Genomic DNA, 21,484 nt, shown 5'->3' with positions numbered 1-21,484 from the left:
AGCCGCCGTCCACCCCGGCGATGCAATCCACGCATCTAACTTATCATTGTTCCCTTATGTTCGAACGGATGTTTGCATCGCGTCGTCGGCTGTGCTTTTCCTTGCGTGAACGTGCCCGTCGAACAAAGGCGCGACCACATACCGGGAGAGTAACGATGACCCAGGCCGCTTCCGCGACCACTGGCGCGCCCACCGCCGCTCCGATCACCCCCGCCATCCCCTGGCCCGCCATGTCGGTGCAACAGGCCTACGCCATGATCACGGCTCCCGGCTCGCCCGGCGAGATGGAGGAGATCGACATCCGGGGCGTGAAGACCCGGGTGTGGAAGAACTGCCCGCCGACCCTGCGCGACACCCTGCTGGTGGGCCGCGCGCACGGCGACAGGATCTATCTGGTCCATGAGGACGAGCGGGTCAGCTTCGAGGCCTTCTACCGCGCCGCGACCGTGTTCGCCGCCGAGCTGGAAGCGGCCGGGGTCAAGAAGGGCGACCGGGTCGCCGTGATCATGCGCAACCTGCCCGAATGGCCGGTGGCTTTCTATGCGGGCCTGTCGATCGGCGCGATCCTGACGCCGCTGAACGCCTGGTGGACCGGCCAGGAGCTGGAATACGGCCTGGTCGACAGCGGCGCTTCGGTGGCGATCATGGACGTCGAGCGCTACGAGCGTCTCAAGGAGCATTTCGACAACTGCCCCGAGCTGAAGCGGGTCTATGTCAGCCGCTCCAAGGAGGACATCGCCCACCCGTACGTGAAGCGGATGGAGGCGGTGATCGGCTGTCCCAACGACTGGATCAAGCTGGACGAGAAGCCGCTGTCGACCGTCGAGCTGGGCCCGGAGGACGACGCGACGATCTTCTACACGTCAGGCACCACGGGCAAACCCAAGGGCGCGTTGGCGACGCATCGCGCCGTCAACAGCAACATCTTCGCCGCCGCGGCCGCCGGGGCCCGCAGCTTCCTGCGGCGCGGCGAGGCGCCGCCCCAGCCCGATCCCAGCCTGCCGCAGAAGGGCTCGCTGATCTCGGTGCCGTTCTTCCACGCCACAGGCTGTTTCGCGGTGATGAACCCCTCGCTGTTCGGCGGGGCCAAGCTGGCCATGATCCGCAAATGGGATCCGGAAAAGGCCATGCAACTGATCCAGGACGAAAGGCTGACCCAGATGGGCGGCGTGCCGACCATCGCCTGGCAGATCATCGAGCATCCCAGCCGCCCCAACTACGACCTGTCGTCGCTGGAGACCGTGGCCTATGGCGGCGCGCCCTCGGCGCCGGAGCTGGTGCGCAAGATCAAGGAGATCTGGCCCAAGTCGCTGCCGGGCAACGGTTGGGGCATGACCGAGACCTCGGCCACCGCCACCAGCAACTCGGCCGAAGACTACGAGAACCGTCCCGACAGCTGCGGCCCGGCCGTGCCGGTCACCGACCTGAAGATCATGACGTTGGAGGCTCCCTACAAGGAGCTGCCGATCGGCGAGGTCGGCGAGCTGTGGTGCAAGGGCCCGCAGGTGGTGAAGGGCTACTGGAACAAGCCCGAGGCCACCGCCCAGACCTTCATCGACGGCTGGGTGCGCACCGGCGACCTGGCGCGTCTCGATGAAGAGGGCTTCTGCTACATCATCGACCGGGCCAAGGACATGCTGATCCGCGGCGGCGAGAACATCTACTGCATCGAGGTCGAGAACGTCCTCTACGACCACCCGGCGGTGATGGACGCGGCCCTGGTCGGCATCCCGCACAAGACCCTGGGCGAGGAACCGGCCGCCGTCGTCACCCTGAAGCCCGACGCCCACGCCGACGAGGCCGAGCTGCGGGCCTTCGTCGCCGACCGCCTGGCCGCCTTCAAGGTGCCGGTGAAGGTGGTGTTCTGGCCCGAGACCTTGCCACGCAACGCCAATGGCAAGATCATGAAGAACGAGCTGAAGAAGGTGTTCGTCGAGGGATAGGCGAACGCCCATGGTCAGGAGGCGGCGATGGTCCAGTCGAAAGCGGTGAGCGTCGACGCCTTCATGGCCGAGGTCGGCGACGATCGCCGGCCCGCTCTCGAGCGCCTTCGCCAGCTGTGCCGCGAGGAACTGGCCGGCTGGGGCGAGGGCATGACCTACGGCATGCCCGGCTACGGCCCGCCGGGTCCGCCGGTGATCTGCTTCAACAATCAGAAGCAGTACGTGGCCTTCTATGCCGGCGAGACGGCCGTGACCAAGTTCGCCGACCGCCTGGCGGGCGCCGCCGACTGCGGCAAGGGCTGCATCCGCTACCGCAAGCCGGGCGCCATCGACTTCGACCTGGTGCGCGACATCCTGCGGGACGTGCGCGCCAGGAACGAAGCCTAGACACTCACCGGCGGTTTCCGCCAAGCCCAGGGCTGGGCCGCTTCCAGTTCGTAGGCGAGCTGGAGCAGCGTCTTCTCCGCCCCGACCCTTCCAGCGAACTGCACGCCCACCGGCAGGCCGTCGGCGGTCCAGTGCAGGGGCACGCTCATCGACGCCGCCCCGGCCACGTTGTGCAGCGTGGTGTAGCCCACATAGGCGTTCAGGCGCTCGGTCAGGTGGGGGATGTCGACCGTCCCCGACACCCAGCCCAGCGGGGCCGGCGGCAGGCCCAGGACGGGCGAGACGATCACGTCGTAGCGGTCGAACCAACGGTCATAGGCCTGGCCCGCCGCGTTCAGGTCAGCGACGGCCTTTTGCAGGCCGCCCGCCGGCATCTGGCCGACCAGTTCGGCCATGGCCAGGGTGAAGGGCTCCAGCAGGCTGTCGTCCGGCTTGCGACCGATCGCCTTGCCGACCGCGTCGACCAGCTCGGCGGCGCCGCTGGCCCACAAGGCGAGAAAGTCCTGGGCGTAGGCGGCGCCGTCCACCGGCCACTTCGTCGTCTCGACCTTGTGGCCCAGCGACTCCATCAGCTTGGCGGCGTTCTCGGTGGCGGCGCGCACTTCGGGATGGGGTTGGGCGCCGAGCATGGTCTCGACCACCAGCCCGACCCGCAGCCGTCGCTTGTCGGGACTCGTCACCACGCCGATCGGCGGCAGGATCGCCTCGGACCCCTGACGCTCGGTCGCCGCCAGCAGGGTGGCGCTGTCGCGGACGCTGTGGCTGACGCAGTGATAGACCGACAGGTCGACCCCGCGCTGCGCCGGACGGCCCAGCACCATCCGGCCGCGCGAGGGCTTCAGGCCGAACAGGCCGCAGTTGGAGGCCGGGATGCGGATCGAGCCGCCGCCGTCGCTGGCGTGGGCGAAGGCCGTGACCCCGGCCGCCGTCGCCGCCGCCGCGCCGCCGGACGAGCCGCCGCTGGAATGGGCGGGGTTCCAGGGGTTGCGGGTCGGCGGGAAGCCCACCGGTTCGGTGGTCGGCAGGAAGCCGTATTCCGGTGTCGACGACTTGCCGATGACGATCAGCCCGGCCTTGTCGAAACAGTCGACATAGCCGTCTTGGGTCTTGGCCGGCGGATTGCGCAGCATGGCGCGCGAGCCGCTGTAGGTGGGCAGGCCGACATAGTCGTCCAGGTCCTTGACCAGGAACGGCACGCCCGCGAACGGGCCGGCCAGCGGGGACGTGCCCGCGTCCAGGCGCTTGGCCTTGTCGATGGCGCGGTCGAAGTCGGGGGTGACCAGGAAGCCCAGCCTGGGCTGCAGCGCCTCGGCGTCGCGCACGGCCTTTTCCGTCACCTCCAGCGCGCTGACCTCCTTGCGGCGGATGCGGCCGGCGATCTCGACGGCGTCGGGCGTCCAGGGGGCGGAGGATGCGGCCGGCTTGGCGGCGGCCTCGGAAGCGGCGGCGGCGGCGATCGCGGCGGCGCCGGCCACCAGGCCCTGGCGTCTGGACATCATGAGTTTCCCCCTCTGGGTCCGACGTCTGGAGCGCGTCGGTGATCAGTGTTCACTGTGAACCCAAGGGCGCCGGCTCCGCAAGTCGTGCTACAGCCCCCGGATGAAACGCAAACGCGCCGACGTACTGCTGGTCGAGACCGGCCTGTTCGACAGCCGGGCCAAGGCCCGGGCCGCCATCGAGGCCGGAACCGTCAAGGCCGACGGCAAGGTGATCACCAAACCCTCGCAGGAGCTCGAGCAGACCGCCGTGCTGGAAGGCGTCGCCGCCTTCCCCTGGGTGGGACGCGGAGCCCTGAAACTGGTCCACGCCCTGGAGCTATGGCCGATCGTGGTCGAGGGCAAGATCGCCCTGGACGTCGGGGCCTCGACCGGGGGCTTCACCGAGGTGCTGCTGTCTAAGGGCGCGGCCAAGGTGTACGCCGTCGACGTCGGCCGTGAGCAGCTGCATCCCCGCATCGCCGCCGATCCGCGCGTGGTCGACCGCTCGGGCGTCGACGCCCGGGTGCTGGACGAAGGTCACCTGGACGAGGCGCCGAGCCTGGTCGTCAGCGACGTCAGCTTCATCTCGGTGGAGAAGTGCCTGCCCGTGGCCCTGGACCTGGCCGAGCCGGGCGCGGACCTGGTCAGCCTGATCAAGCCGCAGTTCGAGGCCGGCCGCGACCGGGTGGGGAAGGGCGGCCTGGTCAAGGACCCGGCGATCATCGACGACTGCATCGCCTCGGTGCGCGCCTTCGTCGAGGCGTCGGGCTGGACCGTGAAGGCCGTGGCGCCCAGCCCGATCACCGGCGGCGACGGCCAGGTCGAGCACCTGCTCTGGGCGGTCAAGAATTAGCCCAAGAAAAAGGCCGCCGGCGCGAACGCCGGCGGCCCCAGGAAGATCGAATGAGAAATCGGGTCGGTTAGTCGACGACCTGGTAGCGGCCCGAGGCGTCCGGGCAGACGCGGACGAAGCGCTTCTGGGTGCGGCCGTCGGGCAGATAGATCGGGCTTTCGGCCAGGGTGCAGCCGGCGGCGTCGGCCCCACCGGCGGTTCTGCTGTCGGTCACGCTGTAGGAGCGCTCGGACTCGTAGGTGTAGCCGTCGCGACGGTCGCCATAGCGGCTGTCCTCGTAGCGGCCGCGATCGTCGTAGCCGCGGTCGGCGGGCTCGTTATAGGCGCCCTGATTGTAGGCGGGCGGGGGAGGCGGGGGCGGATTGGCGCCCGGCGCGCAGGCGGCCGAGTTGCGGCCGATGGCCGAACCGGCGATCGCGCCCAGCAGGCCGCCGAGCACGGCGCCTTCGGTGCGGGCGCCCTTGGCGGCCACGCCGCTGCCGATCGCCGCGCCGATGCCGGCCCCGGCCAAGCCGCCGCCCGTGCCGCGCTGCGTCGTGCTGCGGCGGCAGGGATCGTAGTAGTAGCCGTTGTTGTCATAGTTGCCGCCACCGCCATAGGCGCCGGCGTTGCCGTAGGCGCCATAGGCTTGGGCCGAGGCCATCGTCGGGGCCAGCGCGCCGGCGAGGGCGGCCGCGGCGGCGACGCCGAGAACGGTCTTGAACATCATGAAAGAAACTCCTCCGACCGGGCCCGGAGATTCACCGCGACCCGCCTTACCGACCCAACTTGCCAAGCTCTTCATGAACGGCTGTTGAGCGACCCGTTCATCTTCGTTCACGCGCATTCGCTTCGAATGCGCTATGAGCGTCCGAAATCTTGTCTGCGTCGATGATGGCGCGGGCATGGCGGGCCTCGCGCCCCTTGAAAATCATCACCAGAAATGGCCGGCGCCCGGTGAAGGTTCCGCCAGACGAATTGGACTATTTATGCGTGAACTGAGGATCCAGGCGGTCGGCGCCCAGGGCGACGGCATCGCCGAGGGCTCTTTCGTCCCCCTGACCCTGCCCGGCGAGCTCATCACCGCCGAGATGGCCGGCAATCGCGGCGAACTGGTCGAGGTGCTGGAGCCCAGCGCCGATCGCGTGATCCCGCCGTGCCGGCACTTCGGCGTCTGCGGCGGTTGCGCCTTCCAGCACTGGGACGCCCAGCCGTACCTGGATTGGAAGCGCGAGCAGATCCAGTTCCAGCTGGCCCGCGAAGGGTTGGAGACCGAGGTCCTGCCGACCTTCGCCTCGCCGCCGGCCTCGCGCCGCCGCGTCGCCCTGCACGCCCGGGGCGGCAAGGGCGGGGCGCGCCTGGGTTTCAAGGAGCGCCGCTCCTGGAACCTGGTGAAGATCGAGGAATGCCCGGTCACCCATCCCAAGCTGGTCGCGGCCTTTCCGGCCCTGGCCCGCCTGGCCGCGCCGTTCCTGGAACACCCCAAGTCGGCCCCGACCCTGCACGTCACCCTGACCGCCACGGGTCTGGACATCGACATCACCGGCGTCGAGGCCAAGAGCGGCGGCCTGTCGGCCGACGCCCGGGTGCGCGCCGCGATGATTGCCGGCGAGCATGATTTCGCCCGGGTCACCATGGCCGGCGAGATGATCTACATGGCCCGCCAACCGATGGTGAAGCTGGGCCCTGCCGTCGTCTCGCTGCCGGCCGGCAGCTTCCTGCAGGCCGTGCCCCAGGCCGAGAAGGCCATGGTCGAGTTCGCGGTCGAGGCGGCCCAGGGCGCCTCGCGCATCGTCGACCTGTTCAGCGGCGTGGGCACCTTCACCTTCCGTCTGGCCGAGATCGGCGGGGTGCATGCCGCCGACAGCTCGGCCCTCGCCATCGCCGCCCTGAAAGGCGCGGTCGGTACGGCTAACGGCCTGAAGGCGATCACCGCCGAGGCGCGCGACCTGACCCGCCGGCCGATGCTGTCGACCGAGCTGAACAAGATCGACGTGGCCGTGCTCGATCCGCCCCGGGCCGGGGCCTACGAGCAGCACGTCGAGATCGCCAAGTCCAAGGTGGCCCGCGTGGTCGGCGTATCGTGCAATCCGGCGACCTTCGCCCGCGACGCCAAGCTGCTGACCGACGCCGGCTTCCGCCTGGAGCGGGTGTTGCCGGTGGACCAGTTCCTGTGGTCGCCGCATATTGAGCTGGTCGGAGTGTTTTCGCGGTAGGACGACGCCTCTTTCGAAAGGCGGACCGTCCTTGGAGACGGCCATGGACGAGCGATCGGGCAAGTCGGGCGAGCCCCGGGAAGAGATTCCCAAGGGACTGGGCCCCAAGGGGCGCGGCGCCTTCGCGTTCGACGGGGCCAGCCAGCGGGCCAAGGCCGCCGTCAAGGCCGCCTGGTGGACCGCCGCCGGCGGCGTGACCCGCGCCCTTGCCCAGCCCACCCGCGGCGCGGCCAAGACCCGGTTCGAACCCCAGGGCCCGCCGGTCTCGGCCGCCCGGTTGCGCAAGGCCTATCTGACCGCCTTCGACAAGGACGCCGCCGACGTCGCGGCCGGCCTTTATCCGCCGACCGGGGACGGCCCGCGCAATCCCGCGGACGCCTTCCGCGAAGCGCTGGACGTCATCGCCGACGCCCGGGCCGTCGACCAGCGCCGCCGCCGGGGCGACGGCGTCGAGGTGCGGGATGAGCCCGAGAGCGAAGGCTATCCCAACTACTACCGGCAGAACTTCCACTATCAGTCGGGAGGCTGGTTCACCGACGCCAGCGCCCGCCGCTACGAGGCCCAGGTCGAGGCGCTGTTCTCCGGCGCGGCCGGGGCCATGCGCCGCCGGGCCCTGTCGCTGCTGGCCCGCCACTGGCGCGGCAAGGACCAGCGGGGGCTGAAGGTGCTCGACCTGGCCTGCGGTTCGGGCGCGTTCCTCGGCGACCTGGACGCGGCCTTTCCCCGCGCCGCCATCGGGGGACTGGACCTGTCGCGGGCCTATCTGGCCGCCGCCCGCAGCCGTTCGGGCCGGGGCGGGGTGCAGGCCAACGCCGAGGCCCTGCCGTTCGCCGACGCCAGCCTGGACGCCGTGACCTGCGTCTACCTGTTCCACGAGCTGCCGCCGCGCGTGCGTCCGGTGGTGGTCGCCGAGATCGCCCGTGTGCTCAAGCCCGGCGGCGTGTTGGCCTTCGCCGATTCCGTGCAGCCCGCCGACGAGCCCGACCTGTCGCGGCTGTTGGAGGCCTTTCCGGCCTATTTCCACGAGCCGTATTATTCAACCTACGCCCAGGCCGACCTGCCGGCCCTGTTCGGCGCGGCGGGGCTAAGCGTGGCCGGACAGGACCAGGCCTTCCTGACCAAGGCGCTGCTGCTCGAAAAGACCCTGTGACCAACCGGCTCATGGCCATTGCCTAGCGCGGCGGGCTCCTGTATTCGAACCGACCTCTTCGCCGACGCTTCTTTGCGTTGACCCGGATGGCCCGGTGGCGGAGTGGTGACGCAGCGGATTGCAAATCCGTGCACCCCGGTTCGATTCCGGGCCGGGCCTCCATTTCTTCAGCCTATCGGTGCTTTCGAGACGCCGGCGGCGTCAGCCGCCCGGACCGATCCCATGCGCCAGGCCGTACAGCGTCAGGGCCCAGAGGGTTTCCGAATCGAGTCCGCCGGTGACCGGGGCGGCGAGGAAGTCGACCAGCAGGATGCCCAGCGGAGCCACCCAGGCCTGGGCCGAGCCGGCGCGGGTGTCCAGGGCCTGGCCGCAGATCTCGAGATAGCGTCGCGCGCGCCTGGCGGCGGGATAGGCCAGCAACGACAAATCCAGCCAAACCCCGCGCTCGATCTCGAACCGCGCCTCGGACAAGGCCTTGAGGTCGAGCTGCGCCAGGGTCAGGGCGAGCTTGCGGCGGACGGGAGCGGCCAGGGGCAGTTTCAGCCCGCCCATGACGGCCACGAACGGCGCGGCGAACTCGGGGAGCAGGCGCAGGGCAGGGTGGCGGGCCCGGTCGGCGTCCGCCACGAGGACCCGCCCCGCCATCGCGCGGTCGGCCACGCTCTGAGGCAGGTCGGCCAGCAGGGCCACCTCACGCCGGGAGAAGACTTCGCCAGAGCGCTCGGGGCGCCGGACGATGCTGGGCATGGACTTAGGACCCTTCGGTGCGCCTGGAGGACAGAACTATAACGTCATGCCCGGCCCCCGACCTCATTCCCAGCCCCTAGACGCCGTCTAGGGCGCGATCCTGACCATCACCACGCCGTGCGAGGGCACGGACGCGGCGAAGCGGCCCTTCATCTTGCCCAGGCCCTTCTTGGCCCAGAGGTCGCGGACTTCGGCCGACAGGCTGGCGGGGTAGCCGAGTTCGGTCCAGTTCACGGCGATCGACTGGCCCTCGGCGCTGCGATTGAACAGGATCACCGCGCGGCTGCCGTCGGCCAGCGGCTTGGACCAGACCTCCAGGTCGCCGTCGTCGCGGATGCGGCGGCCTTGCACGCCCATCGCGTCCTGGTTCACGGCGATGACCTCCTTGTTCAGGAGGATGGCGCGCGTGGCCTCATCCATGTTGGCGATGTCGTTGCCGGCGATCAGCGGGGCGGCCATCAGGGCCCACAGGCTGAAGTGCGACTGGTACTCGGTGGTCGTCAGGCCGCCGTTGCCGACCTCCAGCATGTCCGGATCGTTCCAGTGGCCCGCGCCGGCGAACGGGTAGAGCGGCTCGTTGAGGTCGACGATGCGCAGGACGCCCAGGGCGTAGTCGTGCTTGCCGTCCCATTTGTCGGTGATGTCGCCAGTCGTGCGCCACAGGTTGCCGACGTTCTGGGCCCATAGCCAGGGCTTGGCCGTGCCCCACTCGCACATCGAGAAGACGATGTCGCGGCCGGTCTCGCGCAGGGCGTCGGCCATCAGGGTGTAGGCCTCCTCGGCGTTGCGCGTGCCGGTCGAGCACCAGTCGTATTTGAGGTAGTCCACGCCCCAGTCGGCATAGATCTTGGCGTCCTGGAACTCGTGCCCCTGGCTGCCCGGCCGTCCGCCGCAGGTCAGCCGGCCGGCGTCCGAATAGATGCCGAACTTCAGGCCCTTGGAATGGACGTAGTCGGACAGCGCCTTGATCCCACCGGGAAACCGCTTGGCGTCGTAGGTGATGAAGCCGCCGGCGTCGCGGGCGCCGTGCCAGCAGTCGTCGATCACGATGTACTCGTAGCCGGCCGCCTTCATGCCGTTCGAGGCCATGGCGTCGGCCATGCGGCGAACGGTCTGTTCGTCGATGTTGCAGGCGAACTTGTTCCAGCTGTTCCAGCCCATCGGCGGCTTCTGGGCCAGGCCGTTGGCGACGCGCGGCGGCGGATCCTTGTCGGCGGCCACGGCGAGCGGAGCGCCGGCCAGGGCCAGGGCGCTGGTCATCAGGCAGGCGGCGAGGTGCTTGAACGGCGTGGGCATGGACGTTTCCTCTCGGGGGCGGTCGGCCTGTCAGGCCGTGACGGTCTTGTTCGCGTAGCGCTCCAGCACCTGGGCGTGGAGCGGCATCTGGTCGACGACCTGACGGCAGATCGCGCGGACGTGCTCGATGTTTCCGGCCAGGGTGCGGTCGTCCATCAGGTCGGCCAGCGGGTCGTAGCCTTCCGGCTCTTCGCCCTGGCCCATCATGATCGCCAGCCAGTTCGGCTCCTGGAAGATCGTCTGGCCGGGGAAGATGGTCAGGCCCCGGGTGCGGAACAGCTCGATCTTGTCCCGCAGCGACTCCGGGATCGGCATGTGGCGCATGCGGTCCCAGAACGGCTCTCCGACCCGTCCGTTGACATGGTAGTGATAGACGAGGAAGTCGCGGATCTGCTCCATTTCCTCGCCCATGATCCGGTTGTAGAGGTCCGCCGCCGCCGGGTCGTTCCTCGCCTGGGGGAAGCTGGCCGCCAGCTTGATCAGGCCATGCTGGATCAGGTGGATCGAGGTCGATTCCAGGGGCTCCAGAAACCCGCTCGACAGGCCGATGGCCGCGCAGTTCTTGAAGCGCGACTGCCTGCGCCGCCCGGTCTTGAACCTCAGGAAGCGCGGATCGGCCTCGGGCCTGTTGTCGGGGTGCTCGCGCGCCAGGTTGGCCAGCAGGGTCTCGGCGGCCTGGTCGTCGCCGATGTGCTGGCTGGAATAGACATAGCCGTTGCCGGTGCGATGCTGCAGCGGGATGCGCCACTGCCAGCCGGCGGCCAGGGCGGTGGCGCGGGTGTAGGGGATGGGATCCTCGTACCGGGTCGACGGAACGGCCACCGCGCGGTCGGCCGGCAGCAGCGCCGACCAGTCGTCGTGCCCGACCCCCAGTGCGCCCTCGATCAGCAGCGCCCGAAAGCCCGAGCAGTCGATGAAGAAGTCGCCCTCCAGGGGCTGACCGTCGTCGAGCAGCAGCGAGGCGATCGCGCCGTCCAGCGGATCGAGGTTCACCTCGCGGATGGTCCGCTCCAGCCGCTTGACCCCGCGGCCCTCGGCGACGCGCCGCAGGAGCTTGGCGTAGAGCGAGGCGTCGAAATGGTAGGCGTGGGCCATGGCCGCGCGGGGATCGCGCGGGTCGTCCACGCGCCAGTCGAAGCGGCCGGCCTTGGCGGCCAGGGCGCTGAGCGAGAACTCCGACAGATCGGGCCGGTAGCCGAGCTTGCGCGCCCTCAGCCAATAGGCGTGGAAGGACACCCCGTTGATCGGCCCGCCAAAGGACCCGAACGGGTGGATGTATCGGTGGTCGGGCTCGCGCCAGCCGACGAACTCGATGCCCAGCTTGAAGCTGCCCTGGGTGGCCGACAGCATGTCGGCTTCGTCGACGCCGATCACCTGGTTGAAGAAGGTGATCGGCGGGATCGTGGCCTCGCCGACGCCGATCGTGCCGATCTCGGCGGACTCCACCAGGGTGATCCGCATGTGGTGCGGCGGGAAGATCTTGGAGAAGAAGGCCGCGGCCATCCATCCGGCGGTGCCGCCTCCGGCGATCACCAGGTGCGAGATTTTCCCAGGGTTTCCCATGCCGCCTTCTTGTGTCGTTGGAAGTCGGCCCCGCCGGCGGCGAGCCGGCGGGGCCTTTGGTCCAGAAGATCAGCCCGGGGCTAGAAAGTCCCGCGGATGATGAACGACACGCGGCGATCGCTCACGGTCCAGCTGTGCTTGCGGACCAGGGACTCCGAGAAATTCCCCTGCGTGCCGAGGAACCAGGAATCCCGCTGGTCCATCTCCAGCTCGTACTTGGTGTTGAGCAGGTTGACCGCCTGGATCCCCACCTTCACCTGCGGCGTGACCGAGTAGAGGATCGAGCCGTCCAACTGGCCGTAGTCCTCGGCATAGACCGGCACCATCAGGTTCGAGGCCGAGGCGCTCATCAGGTAACGCGAGCGCCAGTTGTAGGCCAGGCGGGCGTCGATGCCGTATTTGCTGTACAGAAGCGTCGCGTTGTAGGTGTAGCGCGACAACTGTTCCAGCGGCAGGTCCAGCTTCGAAGCATTGATCTGCGAAGCGTCGGTGGTGCTGCTGGTGGCGTTCGCGGTGCCCTTGCTGTCCAGGATCGTCGCGTTGAGTTCCGTGCCCAGGCCCCCGAAGGCGCCCGGCAGGAAGTCGTAGAACTGCTGATACTGCAGCTCGACGCCGTAGATTTCGCCGTGGCCCATGTTCTGGGGCACGGTTCCGACCGCCTGGACGGACTCGCCGTTGTCCTTGGTGATGGTCATCAAGGTCTGGGTCGACTGGATGTAGTCGTAGACGTCCTTCTTGAAGAGACCAGCCGACAGCATGCCGCCGCGGAAGTACCACTCGCCCGACACATCGTACGAGTTGGCGCGCATCGGCTTGAGGTTCGGATTGCCCGAGTAGAAGCCAAAGGCGACGTCGGTGTGGTACTGCACCGCCTGGCCGCCAGCCGCCGCCGTGTCCAGCTGGGCCTGGGTGTAGGGCGTTCCGGTCGTCGGGTTGATGATGTTGTCGGCCGCGGTGGCGTTGCGCGACTGCAGGGTGGCCGACATCGAGACCGACGGGTCCAGCTGGAAGAAGTCGGGCCGGACGATGTTCTTCGAGGCGGCGAACCGGAAGAAGACGTTGGGCTTGGCCTTCAGGCGCAGGTTCAGGCTGGGCAGGACGTCGGTGTAGTCGCTGCCGCCGACCGAGGCGAAGGGCTGGCCGTCGGCGAAGTCGATCTTGGCCTGGGCGGCGGGCGAGGCGAAGCGCTTCTGGGCGGGGTCGATATAGCCGACCGTCCCATAGCCCTGGCCGTCCACCTTGGACTTGACGACCCGCAGGCCGAAGTTGCCGTCCCAGCTCATCGCCTCGCCGCCCCAGGTCATGGGCAGGTTGTCGCCGCCGAAGCGGACCTTGGCGTAGATCGCGCCGGTCTTCTCCCACTGGCGGTTGGTGCCGCGGCCGCCGGAATTGGCGTAGCTGGAGTTCACGCCGTCGAGCGGCTGCCAGTAGTTGATGCTGCCGGTCGGCGCCGCCCAGATGGGCATGTAGCTCATCATGGTGCCCTGCTTGAACGGGCTGTAGGTTCCGCCGGCCGCGCCCCAGGACGGGATCGTGCCGTTCGGGCCGCCCGGCGGGTAATAGCCGTACTCGCCGTCGTTATAGGCCGGCCCGCCGCCGGGGACGGGGCCGTTCCACACCACCTGGTCCAGATAGGTCGCCAGCCCCGAGGTGCTGCGCGCCAGGTCGAACCCCGGCATGATCAGGCCGGGAACGGCGACGTCGCCCTTGAAGAAGTTGTCGAACGCCACCGTTTCCTGGTGCTGGGTGTACTTGTCGGCCGTGGCGGTGACCCGCGTGGCCCAAGGCGCGGAGATGAGCGCCCAGTTGTAGCCCGCGTCGCGCGAAGTCGCGTCGCGCGAGGTGGCGCGGGCGCCGATCTTGAAGTCCTTGATCAGCGAGTCGTCGTCGAAGGTGTAGGTGGCGTCGAACTTGCCCGCGTATTCCCGGGCGTCGTTGTCGTCGAGGTGGTCCATCGCGGCGTAGAGATTGAAGATCGACGGATTGCCCGTGGCGTTCGTCATGGTGATCTTCGGCAGCTTGCCGGTCAGGTCCAGGCCGAACCCGCCAGGCTGGGTGATGGTGTTGTAGACCGTCAGGTCCTTACCTTCACGGTGCGAATAGACGTACTGCAGGTCGCCGTTCACGACCCATCGGTCGTTGGACCAGGTGAAGCCCGCCGAGACGTCGTTGGTGTTGTCCTCGACGGTTCCGTAGCGGGTGCCCAGGTTCAGCAGGAACGAGTTGGCCACGCCGTTGCCGCCGCCGCCGCCGTCGACCAGCTGGCCGCTCAGGAAGTTGCCGTCAGCGTCGTACTTGAACGTGGTGCCGGCCGCCGGTCCCACCACGAACGACTGGTTGTTGGTCGCCGAGCAGCAGGCCGAGGTCTGGGCGAAGCGGTCCTGGAAGGTCTGCTTGGCCTCGGTGCGGAAGAGGGTGGTGTAGAACTCGAGGTTCTCGTTGGGCCGGTACTGGAAGGCCGCGTAGTAGCCCTCGCGCTTCCGGTCCTGGAGGTTGTTGCGGTACTGGATGCCGACCGGCACGAACACGCGGCTCAGGGGCTGGCCGGCGATCGAGTTGTCGCCGTTGAAGTTGAACGTGCTTCCGCCGTCATAGGACGATTGGACCCCGACCCCGTGGGCGTCGTAGGGGTCGATGGCGATGGTGTTCACCGCGGTCTTCAGCTTCGAGCTCGAAAGGCTGAGCAGCACGCCGAACTCGCCGCCGTCCGGGGTGTCGAAGCGGTCGCTGTAGAGCAGGCTGCCCGACGGCGTGCCTTCCTTGCGCAGGTCGCCGCGCGTGTAGTCCGCCGAGAAGGCCAGCTGGCGCTTGGTCTGGTCGAACGGCATGCGCGTGCGCAGGTTCACCGTGCCGCCCAAACCGCCTTCGACGATGTCGGCAGACGGGTTCTTGTAGACGTCCACGCCGGCGAACAGCTCGGGCGTCACGTCTTCCCACGAGATGGCCCGGCCGCCGCGCGCGGAGAAGATGTCGCGTCCGTTGAGCTCGGAGCGGACCCAGGTCAGGCCGCGGATCTGGATGCCGGAGCCTTCGGCGTTGAGGCGGTCGACGTCGCGGGGCTGGGTGGTCCGGCCGATGGTCACGCCGGGCACGCGCTGCAGCGCCTCGGTGACCGAGCGGTCTGGCAGGCCGCCGATGTCCACGGCGGTGATCGAATCGACGATCTGTTCGGAATTCTTCTTCAGTTCCTGCGCCGTCTGGATGGCCTTGCGTTGGCCCACGACGACGACTTCGGAAATCTGTTCGGCGGAGTCCTTGGTTTCGCCCCCGCTGGTCTGGGCCTGCGCCGCCGCCACGAACAGGCTGGACGCCCAGGCCACCGTTGCGGTCGAGACCAGCAACATCTTCTTCTTATTCACTTTTTCCCTCTCCCAATTTCAGCACGCCTTTGGCTGTGCTCGCCCGGTGTTTTTTGACCCTGGGCGCGGTGGTCGACACTGGGTCGCCGCTGCGCTGCCGGGAACACACTTTAATTAACTTGTTTTATTAAACCGGCCCGAATTGTCATACAAGCCACAACATTCAACAATCGTGAGCGGCGGGTCGGGACGACCGCGCGGCGGCGGTCGCGGCCTGTCTCTCGAGCGATCGCAAACGGCCGCCGACAGGCGCTGTCGGGCGGCCGAAAGCGTTTAGCGCCCTCGCGAAGGCGGGGCGGATTTCAGGTCGTGAGGAGGCGGTCGAGCCGGCTAGTTGAGCCTGGGCTTCTTCAGCAGCGCGTTACGGTCGACCGAGCGGATCTCGACCTCGAACACGTCGTGCTCGCGCTGGATGCGCAGCGGGACCGTGACGCCCGCCGGTCCCTGGTCCCAGAGGGCGGTGTAGAACTCGGTCAGGTCGGAGACCTCGTCGCCGGCCACGGCCAGGATCAGGTCGCCGGCGTGCAGTTCGGCGCGGGCGGCGGGGCTGCCCGGCGACACGCCGACCAGGATGACCTGGGATTCGGTCTCCTGGGCGAACACGCCCAGCCAGGGGCGGGGCGGATGGGCGGGGCGGCCGCGCGCCAGGTCGTCCAGGATCGGCGGCAGCAGCTCGGCGGGCACGAACATGTTCATGGGCTTGGCCAGGCCGTCGCGCGACTGACCCGACAGGCTGAGCGAGCCGACGCCGACCAGTTCGCCCTCGGGGCCGATCAGGGCCGCGCCGCTCCAATGCGGATGAGCCGGTTCGGTGATGATCGCCTCGTCCAGCAGGTACTCCCAGTAGCCGGCGAACGGCATGCGGGTCAGCACCCGTCCGGCGGCCGCGTGCGCGCGTCCGCCGGCCCCGGCGATGACCACCGGACTGCCGGACTCCAGGACCTTCGAGGAGCCGATCCGCAGCGCCGGCAGGCCCAGGGGCTCCAGCGCCTGGACCAGGCCCAGCCCGGTCTGGCCGTCGAAGCCCAGGACGTGGGCCTGCACGCGCTTGCCGTCGTTGAGCGTCAGGACGACTTCGCTGGCCTCGGTGATCAGATAGGCCATGGTCAGCACCAGGCCGTTCTCGCTGATCACCACGCCGTTGCCCAACCGCTCGGTCCCGAGGATGCGCGCCGTGAAGGCGTCGGCCGGAACCCGGGATTCCAAGGCGACGACCGAAGACAGCGTGTGATCGAGGTCGAAAGCATAGGCGCTGGCGGCGGGGCGTAGCCGCGCTTCGACCTCGTGCCCTTGGAACGGTGAAGACAAGTCGATCTCCTCTAGGAGATTCAAATCTGGTGCGCGGTGCGCCTTGGACAAGAGGAAAAGAGCAAAGACGAGCGCATTCAGGCGGCCATGGCGGGGGCGTCGGTCGGGCGATCCAGGTGGCTGCGACGCCAGCGGCTGGGCGGCTGGCCCACCAACCCGCCGAAGGATCGGCAGAAGTGGGCCTGATCGGAGAAGCCGCAGGCCAGGGCGATCTGGGCCAGGCTGTCGCGGGTGGTCAGCATCAGCTGCTTGGCCCGGGCGATGCGCCGCTGGATGATGTAGCTCTTGGCCGACAGACCGAAGCTTTCCTTGAAGGCGTGCGAGAAGTAGCTGGGGCTCAGGCGAACCGCCGCGGCCACGTCCCGGACCTGCAGGTTGCGGTCGCTGTTGCGGTCGATGAAGTCGGTCGCCGTGCGCACCTGCCAGGGCGCCAGCTTGCCCGTCTGCTGGTCGCGGGTGAGGCGCTGGACCTCTTCCTCCAGCAACTGGCTGGCGCGCCGCACCAGTTCACGCGCCTCGTCCGGGTCGCGATCGAAGGCGCGCGAGGCGGCGGTGACCAGGCGGGCCAGGATCAGGGTCTGGTCTCGGGGCAGGGTGGAGGAGGTCGAGTTCGCGTTCGTGGAAGTCATGTCCAGCTCGCCACCTCTCGTCCGAAACCGTCAACGGGTCTTCGTATCAGGTCCAGTTTCGATTTTGCTAGCATTGGCAATGCGCAACCGCAACGGTATCTGGTAGAGCTCGGCTATGGCCAAGCTTCGAACGCTCGCGTTGTGGGCAGTGTACTGTCAATTTTTATGACGGTCGGGACCAATTTCTAGACGTCTGACCTCTGGTTTGAGGTTTCGGGGCGGGTTTTTCGAGTGGTTGGTGACGATTCTGGACCATGAGGCGGAATCCCGCGTCGCTGGCTGTCGATGTTTGTGTTCTTGAAATGTTCTCATCGGCGGTTCATGATCGGCCCATGGTCGCTCCCGCCAATCTTCCCGGTCATCCGCCATCCAGTGTTCGGGGGCGCGGCGCCAAGTCCAATCGCACCGGCCGCTTCGAGTCCCAGGTCAGCGAGGCCTTCGACGACGGCTGGGGCGAGGAGGAGGAGCCGGCCCAGATCGCCACCACGGTCCAGCCGATGAAGTCGCGGACCATCATCGCCCGCAACGACAGCCCGGACGTCGGCTTCGAGAGCTCGATCAATCCCTATCGGGGGTGCAGCCACGGCTGCATCTACTGCTACGCCCGGCCGGCCCACGCCTATCTGGGCCACTCGCCGGGCCTGGATTTCGAGACGAAGATCTATTTCAAGCCCGAGGCCGGCAAGCTGCTGGAGCGCGAGCTGTCCAAGCCGAAATACGTCCCCAAGGTCATCCATATCGGCGGCGACACCGATCCCTACCAGCCCGACGAGCGCAAGCTGCGGGTGACGCGGGCGGTGCTTGAGACCCTCCAGCGGTTCCGCCACCCGTTCACGATCATCACCAAGTCGAACCTGATCACCCGCGATCTCGACATCCTGGGGCCGATGGGCCAGGCGGGGCTGGCGCGGGCGGCGGTGTCGATCACCAGCCTGGATCATCGCCTGTCGCGCAGCATGGAGCCGCGCGCCGCCACGCCCAAGCGCCGGATCGACGCCGTGCGCCAGCTCGTGGCGGCCGGCGTGCCGACCACGGTGATGTTCGCCCCGTCCATCCCGTCGCTGAACGACCACGAGATGGAAGGGGTGCTGGAAGCGGCCGCCGCGGCCGGGGCGACCACGGCGGGCTATGTCGCCGTACGCCTGCCGCTGGAGATCAAGGACCTGTTCGAGGAATGGCTGGCGGCCGAGCATCCCGACCGCGCCAAGCGGGTGATGTCGCTGGTCCGCCAGATGCGGGGCGGCGCGGCCTACAGCTCCGAATGGGGCAAGCGCATGACCGGCGAGGGGCCCGTGGCCCAGGTGATGAGCCAGCGGTTCCACCTGGCGCGGACCCGGTTCGGGCTCGACAACAAGCTGCCCCCGCTGGACCTGGCCCAGTTCGCCGTGCCGGCCAAGGCGGGCGACCAGCTCTCCCTGTTCTAGGCCGGAGCGACCGTCAGGCGCAGGCCGTCCTGATCGACCACGACCTGGACGCCTTCGTAGCCGGCGAGGACGGGGTGGGAGGTTTCGAACGGGTCACGGTGCGTGGCGGTGATCACGACCACCTCGGCTCCGGCCGCTTCGCCGGCCAGCAGGCCGGCGGGGGCGTCCTCGAAGACCAGGCAGGCGTCGGCCGCGACGCCCAGGCGCTGGGCGGCGAGGGCGTAGCTGTCCGGCGCGGGCTTGCCGCGCGTGACGTCCTCGGCGGTGATCAGCACGGCGGGGAGGGGCAGGCCGGCGGCGGCCATGCGCCGCAAGGCCAGTTCGCGCTGGGCGGAGGTGACGACGGCCCAGCGATCGGCCGGCAGGGCGCGCAGGAAGGCCTCGGCGCCCGGGATCGGGATCACGCCCTCCACATCGCCGAGCTCGCCCCGCAGGATCGCCTCGGTTTCCAGCGCGATATCGATGTCCGTCAGGTTCTGGCGGCGGATCGTCTCCTCGGCGCGCACGCCGTGGATGGTCGGCAGGAAGGCCTCGACGTCCAGACCGTGACGCAGCGCCCAGGCGCCCCAGACCCGTTCGGCCACCGCGATGGAGTCGAGCACCGTGCCGTCCATGTCGAACAGGAAGGCGGCGTAGGTCTTGTCTGGGGTCATGGGCCGGCTATGCCATGCTTCGCCCGGCGAAGTCTCGGCTTGACCCGCGCCGCGTCGGATCGGAAGCAGGACCCATGATCACCGTCGTCCTGCCCACCCACGACAGCGCCGCGCGCCTGGTCCACGTCCTGCCGCTGCTGGTGCCGGCCGCCGTAGACGGCCTGGTCAAGGCGGTGGTGTTCGCCGACGCCGGCTCGACCGACGCCACCCTGGCCATCGCCGAGGACAGCGGGGCGCGGGTGGTTCAGGCTGCGGGCGACGCCGGGACGCGGCTGGCGGCCGGCTGCGCGGCGGCCAGGAGCGCCTGGATCCTGGCGCTGGGCGAGGACCTGGTCCTGCCGGAAACCTGGCGCACGCCCGTCGAGGCCCACCTGGCGGGCGGCGGTGGCAAGCCGGCCTTCATCGCCGCGCCGGGCCTGTTCGGGCGGCCGTTGGCGGTCCTGGCGTCGCGAGAAGCCGTCGAGGCGGCCGGTGGCTTCAAGCCCGGCGGCGACCCGCTGAAGGCGCTGCTGGGGCGGCTGAAGCCAAGGGCCGTGCGGCTGAAGGTCTGAGCCTATCGTCGCAGCGGCAGTGGAGGGTGACAGTCGTTAGCCGCCATGTAGCGCGAGCCGAAGATGGTTCGCGTTTTCAGGATCGTGATCGGCGAGCCGATATCGCATTCATGGCTCGCGGACAGACCGACGATAATTCGGTTCCCGCCTATATCGACCCAGGCGTTGAAAGCGGGATGATTCTTTCTGTCGTCGAGATGGATCGCGGTGACCACACCGGTCAGCGACGTTGAGCGCCCCACTGGTCGAGCTAGCAATAGAAGCGCAAGCAGAACCAGCACCACCAGAACCAGCCCCGCGCCTCCACCATTGCGGAACCACCAAAACTGAACGGAATCCTTGAGGGAGCCAGCAGTAGGGGCCGCCACTCCGCTTACTGATCCAACCTGAAATCAATCACCCGCGCGCCGCTGGCCACGGCGTCCAGGGTGCGGGTCTCGGCGCCCATCAGCTTGCGATAGGTCCAGTACGAGGCCATGACCTTTTCGACGTAGTTGCGGGTTTCCTGGGCCGGCAGGCTCTCGATCAGCAGCAGCGGATCGCAGTCGGCGCCGCCCAGCTGCTGCTGGGTCTTGATCAGGGTGCCCGGGCCGCCGTTGTAGGCCGCCACAGCGCGGAACAGGTCGGGGCTCTGCAGGCCCCGGTCCATCAGCCAGGTGAAATAGTCCTGGCCGACCCGCAGGTTGAAGCTGGGGTCGAGCAGGGGGCTGGTGTCGGCCAGCAGCTTGTCGTCGCCGGCGGCGCGGGCGGCGGCGATCGGCATCAGCTGCATCAGGCCCACCGCGCCGGCGCCGGAGGTGGCGTAGGGGTCGAAGCGGCTTTCCTGGCGCACCAGGGCGTAGACCATGGCCTTGTCGATCGTGAAGCCGCCCTTGGGTTCCAGCGGGGGCAGGGGATAGTCCTCGCCGCCCACGCGCTTGACCGAGCGGCCGGCGTTCAGCGGGGCCTTCTCGTTCAGGGCCAGGGCCAGGTCGGTCCAGTCGCCCCGGGCCTTGGGATCGTCGCTGGCCAGGGACAGGCCGGCGCGCAGCTCCTGGCCGGCCTCGGCCCAGCGGCCGATCTGGGCCAGGGCGGCGGCGCGGCGGGCGCGGGGATCGGCGGTCAGCAGGCGGGCCAGCGAGGCGGTGTCCGGGCCGTCGTAGGAAACCTTGGTCAGCAGGGCGGCGATCGGGTCGTCCTGGGCCAGGGCCAGGCCGGACAGGGCCAGCTGGCGGGCGGCGATCATGCCGTAGAAGGTGTTGGGCGCGCGGGCGGCGGCGCTGAGCAGGTCCTCGACGTCGCGGGCCTGGCCGCCGGACGCCGCCGAGCGCGCGGCCCAGAAGGCGGCGGCCGAGCGCAGCCATTCGTCCTGGTTGTCGTCGTCGGCGACGCGTTCGAAATAGGTCCGGGCCTGGGCATAGGACTGCAGGCGGAAAGCGGCGAGGCCGGCGATCCAGGGCTCGCCCGCGGCCTGGGCCAGGGTCAGGGCCTTCTTCACGTCGCCGGAATAATAGGCTTCGCGGGCGGCGCGGGCCCTGTCGGCGGGGGCGGGACCCTTGGCGCCGGCCACGAACAGGGCCGGGATCTTCGGCGCGGCGACGCGGGCTGGCTTGCGCTTGACGGCCAGGGCGTAGACCCGGTCCGCGCCGGCCTGGTCGCCGTAGGACGCCAGCCAGTCGGTCAACTCGTCATAGCTGGCCGCATAGGCGCGCGGATGCATGATCTTGGAGAATTCCAGCCGGCCCCGCAGGCTGCGGTCGCGGGCGTTGGCCGCGGCGGCCTCGGCGGCGTCGAAATCACCGTGGTCGGCGGCGGCGAAGGCGGCGCGATAGAATCGGGCGTCGGCCTCGGACAGCGGCTCCAGCGCCGAGGCGCGGGCGCTCATGGGGACGCTGAAAGCGACCGCGAGGCAAAACACGAAGGCCGAGAAAACGGCCAGAGGGCGAGCAAGAAGCTGCAATGCGTTTCC

The 21,484-nt window shown here is 68.9% G+C and carries 18 protein-coding genes and 1 tRNA gene; 8 read left to right on the top strand and 11 right to left on the bottom strand.

Annotation, left to right across the window (positions count from 1 at the left end; all coding sequences use genetic code 11):
- Nucleotides 1–155: 155 nt before the first annotated feature.
- Both AC1DMQ_RS09420 and AC1DMQ_RS09415 read left to right on the top strand, forming a co-directional pair.
- Entirely contained in the window at nucleotides 156–1,943 is a 1,788-nt protein-coding gene (locus AC1DMQ_RS09420; protein WP_477033298.1) for a class I adenylate-forming enzyme family protein, read from the top strand.
- 27 nt (nucleotides 1,944–1,970) lie between these two features.
- Entirely contained in the window at nucleotides 1,971–2,330 is a 360-nt protein-coding gene (locus AC1DMQ_RS09415) for a DUF1801 domain-containing protein (RefSeq protein WP_477033297.1), read from the top strand.
- On the opposite strand, the gene AC1DMQ_RS09410 is transcribed toward AC1DMQ_RS09415, so the two are convergent.
- Nucleotides 2,327–3,829, bottom strand: coding sequence for an amidase (locus tag AC1DMQ_RS09410; protein ID WP_477033296.1), 1,503 nt, complete (start codon nucleotides 3,827–3,829; stop codon nucleotides 2,327–2,329). The two genes, AC1DMQ_RS09415 and AC1DMQ_RS09410, sit on opposite strands and share 4 nt — an antisense overlap.
- Before the next feature lie 100 nt (nucleotides 3,830–3,929).
- Here AC1DMQ_RS09410 and AC1DMQ_RS09405 point away from each other — a divergent pair, with 100 nt between their 5' ends.
- Nucleotides 3,930–4,661, top strand: coding sequence for a TlyA family RNA methyltransferase (locus AC1DMQ_RS09405; protein ID WP_477033295.1), 732 nt, complete (start codon nucleotides 3,930–3,932; stop codon nucleotides 4,659–4,661).
- 67 nt (nucleotides 4,662–4,728) lie between these two features.
- On the opposite strand, the gene AC1DMQ_RS09400 is transcribed toward AC1DMQ_RS09405, so the two are convergent.
- Entirely contained in the window at nucleotides 4,729–5,370 is a 642-nt protein-coding gene (locus tag AC1DMQ_RS09400; protein WP_477033294.1) for a hypothetical protein, read from the bottom strand.
- Nucleotides 5,371–5,629: 259 nt separating this feature from the next.
- On the opposite strand from AC1DMQ_RS09400, the gene AC1DMQ_RS09395 reads away from it, so the two are divergent.
- From AC1DMQ_RS09395 to AC1DMQ_RS09385, 3 genes are all read left to right on the top strand, one after another.
- Nucleotides 5,630–6,856 carry a class I SAM-dependent RNA methyltransferase gene (locus AC1DMQ_RS09395; RefSeq protein ID WP_477033293.1) on the top strand — a complete coding sequence of 409 codons (1,227 nt, stop codon included), beginning with the start codon at nucleotides 5,630–5,632 and terminating at the stop codon, nucleotides 6,854–6,856.
- Between the two features lie 43 nt (nucleotides 6,857–6,899).
- Nucleotides 6,900–8,006, top strand: coding sequence for a class I SAM-dependent methyltransferase (locus tag AC1DMQ_RS09390; RefSeq protein WP_477033292.1), 1,107 nt, complete (start codon nucleotides 6,900–6,902; stop codon nucleotides 8,004–8,006).
- Nucleotides 8,007–8,094: 88 nt separating this feature from the next.
- Nucleotides 8,095–8,168 (top strand) — tRNA-Cys (locus AC1DMQ_RS09385).
- Nucleotides 8,169–8,207: 39 nt separating this feature from the next.
- On the opposite strand, the gene AC1DMQ_RS09380 is transcribed toward AC1DMQ_RS09385, so the two are convergent.
- The 6 genes from AC1DMQ_RS09380 to AC1DMQ_RS09355 all read right to left on the bottom strand — a co-directional run bounded on the left by AC1DMQ_RS09380 (nucleotide 8,208) and on the right by AC1DMQ_RS09355 (nucleotide 16,908).
- Nucleotides 8,208–8,753: a hypothetical protein gene (locus AC1DMQ_RS09380; RefSeq protein ID WP_477033291.1), complete on the bottom strand. Its 546-nt coding sequence runs from the start codon at nucleotides 8,751–8,753 to the stop codon at nucleotides 8,208–8,210.
- A gap of 87 nt (nucleotides 8,754–8,840) precedes the next feature.
- Nucleotides 8,841–10,049, bottom strand: a complete 1,209-nt coding sequence (locus tag AC1DMQ_RS09375) for a glycoside hydrolase family 27 protein (protein ID WP_477033290.1) — start codon at nucleotides 10,047–10,049, stop codon at nucleotides 8,841–8,843.
- 30 nt (nucleotides 10,050–10,079) lie between these two features.
- On the bottom strand, nucleotides 10,080–11,612 hold the full coding sequence (locus AC1DMQ_RS09370) for a tryptophan halogenase family protein (RefSeq protein ID WP_477033289.1): 1,533 nt from the start codon (nucleotides 11,610–11,612) through the stop codon (nucleotides 10,080–10,082).
- A gap of 80 nt (nucleotides 11,613–11,692) precedes the next feature.
- On the bottom strand, nucleotides 11,693–14,971 hold the full coding sequence (locus AC1DMQ_RS09365; protein ID WP_477033288.1) for a TonB-dependent receptor: 3,279 nt from the start codon (nucleotides 14,969–14,971) through the stop codon (nucleotides 11,693–11,695).
- 330 nt (nucleotides 14,972–15,301) lie between these two features.
- Complete coding sequence (locus AC1DMQ_RS09360) at nucleotides 15,302–16,279, bottom strand: S1C family serine protease (protein WP_477033287.1); 978 nt, start codon at nucleotides 16,277–16,279, stop codon at nucleotides 15,302–15,304.
- 77 nt (nucleotides 16,280–16,356) lie between these two features.
- Nucleotides 16,357–16,908: a helix-turn-helix domain-containing protein gene (locus AC1DMQ_RS09355; protein WP_477033286.1), complete on the bottom strand. Its 552-nt coding sequence runs from the start codon at nucleotides 16,906–16,908 to the stop codon at nucleotides 16,357–16,359.
- A 332-nt stretch (nucleotides 16,909–17,240) separates the two neighbouring features.
- Between AC1DMQ_RS09355 and AC1DMQ_RS09350 the strand changes: the two genes are divergently transcribed.
- Nucleotides 17,241–18,332, top strand: a complete 1,092-nt coding sequence (locus AC1DMQ_RS09350; protein ID WP_477033285.1) for a PA0069 family radical SAM protein — start codon at nucleotides 17,241–17,243, stop codon at nucleotides 18,330–18,332.
- Here the strand turns inward: AC1DMQ_RS09350 and AC1DMQ_RS09345 are convergent.
- A complete protein-coding gene (locus AC1DMQ_RS09345; RefSeq protein WP_477033284.1) occupies nucleotides 18,329–18,985 on the bottom strand; it encodes an HAD-IA family hydrolase in 657 nt (218 codons plus the stop codon). The two genes, AC1DMQ_RS09350 and AC1DMQ_RS09345, sit on opposite strands and share 4 nt — an antisense overlap.
- 74 nt (nucleotides 18,986–19,059) lie before the next feature.
- Here AC1DMQ_RS09345 and AC1DMQ_RS09340 point away from each other — a divergent pair, with 74 nt between their 5' ends.
- Nucleotides 19,060–19,536, top strand: coding sequence for a glycosyltransferase (locus tag AC1DMQ_RS09340; RefSeq protein WP_477033283.1), 477 nt, complete (start codon nucleotides 19,060–19,062; stop codon nucleotides 19,534–19,536).
- Between the two features lie 2 nt (nucleotides 19,537–19,538).
- Here the strand turns inward: AC1DMQ_RS09340 and AC1DMQ_RS09335 are convergent, their stop codons facing one another.
- Together AC1DMQ_RS09335 and AC1DMQ_RS09330 are read right to left on the bottom strand one after the other, a co-directional pair.
- Complete coding sequence (locus AC1DMQ_RS09335) at nucleotides 19,539–19,820, bottom strand: hypothetical protein (protein ID WP_477033282.1); 282 nt, start codon at nucleotides 19,818–19,820, stop codon at nucleotides 19,539–19,541.
- 89 nt (nucleotides 19,821–19,909) lie between these two features.
- Nucleotides 19,910–21,400: a lytic transglycosylase domain-containing protein gene (locus AC1DMQ_RS09330; RefSeq protein WP_477033281.1), complete on the bottom strand. Its 1,491-nt coding sequence runs from the start codon at nucleotides 21,398–21,400 to the stop codon at nucleotides 19,910–19,912.
- Between the last annotated feature and the right edge of the window lie 84 nt (nucleotides 21,401–21,484).

The organism is Caulobacter sp. 05L422 (assembly GCF_056397765.1).
Note: the sequence above shows the minus strand (reverse complement) of the source record. Positions and strands in the feature narration are given on the sequence as shown.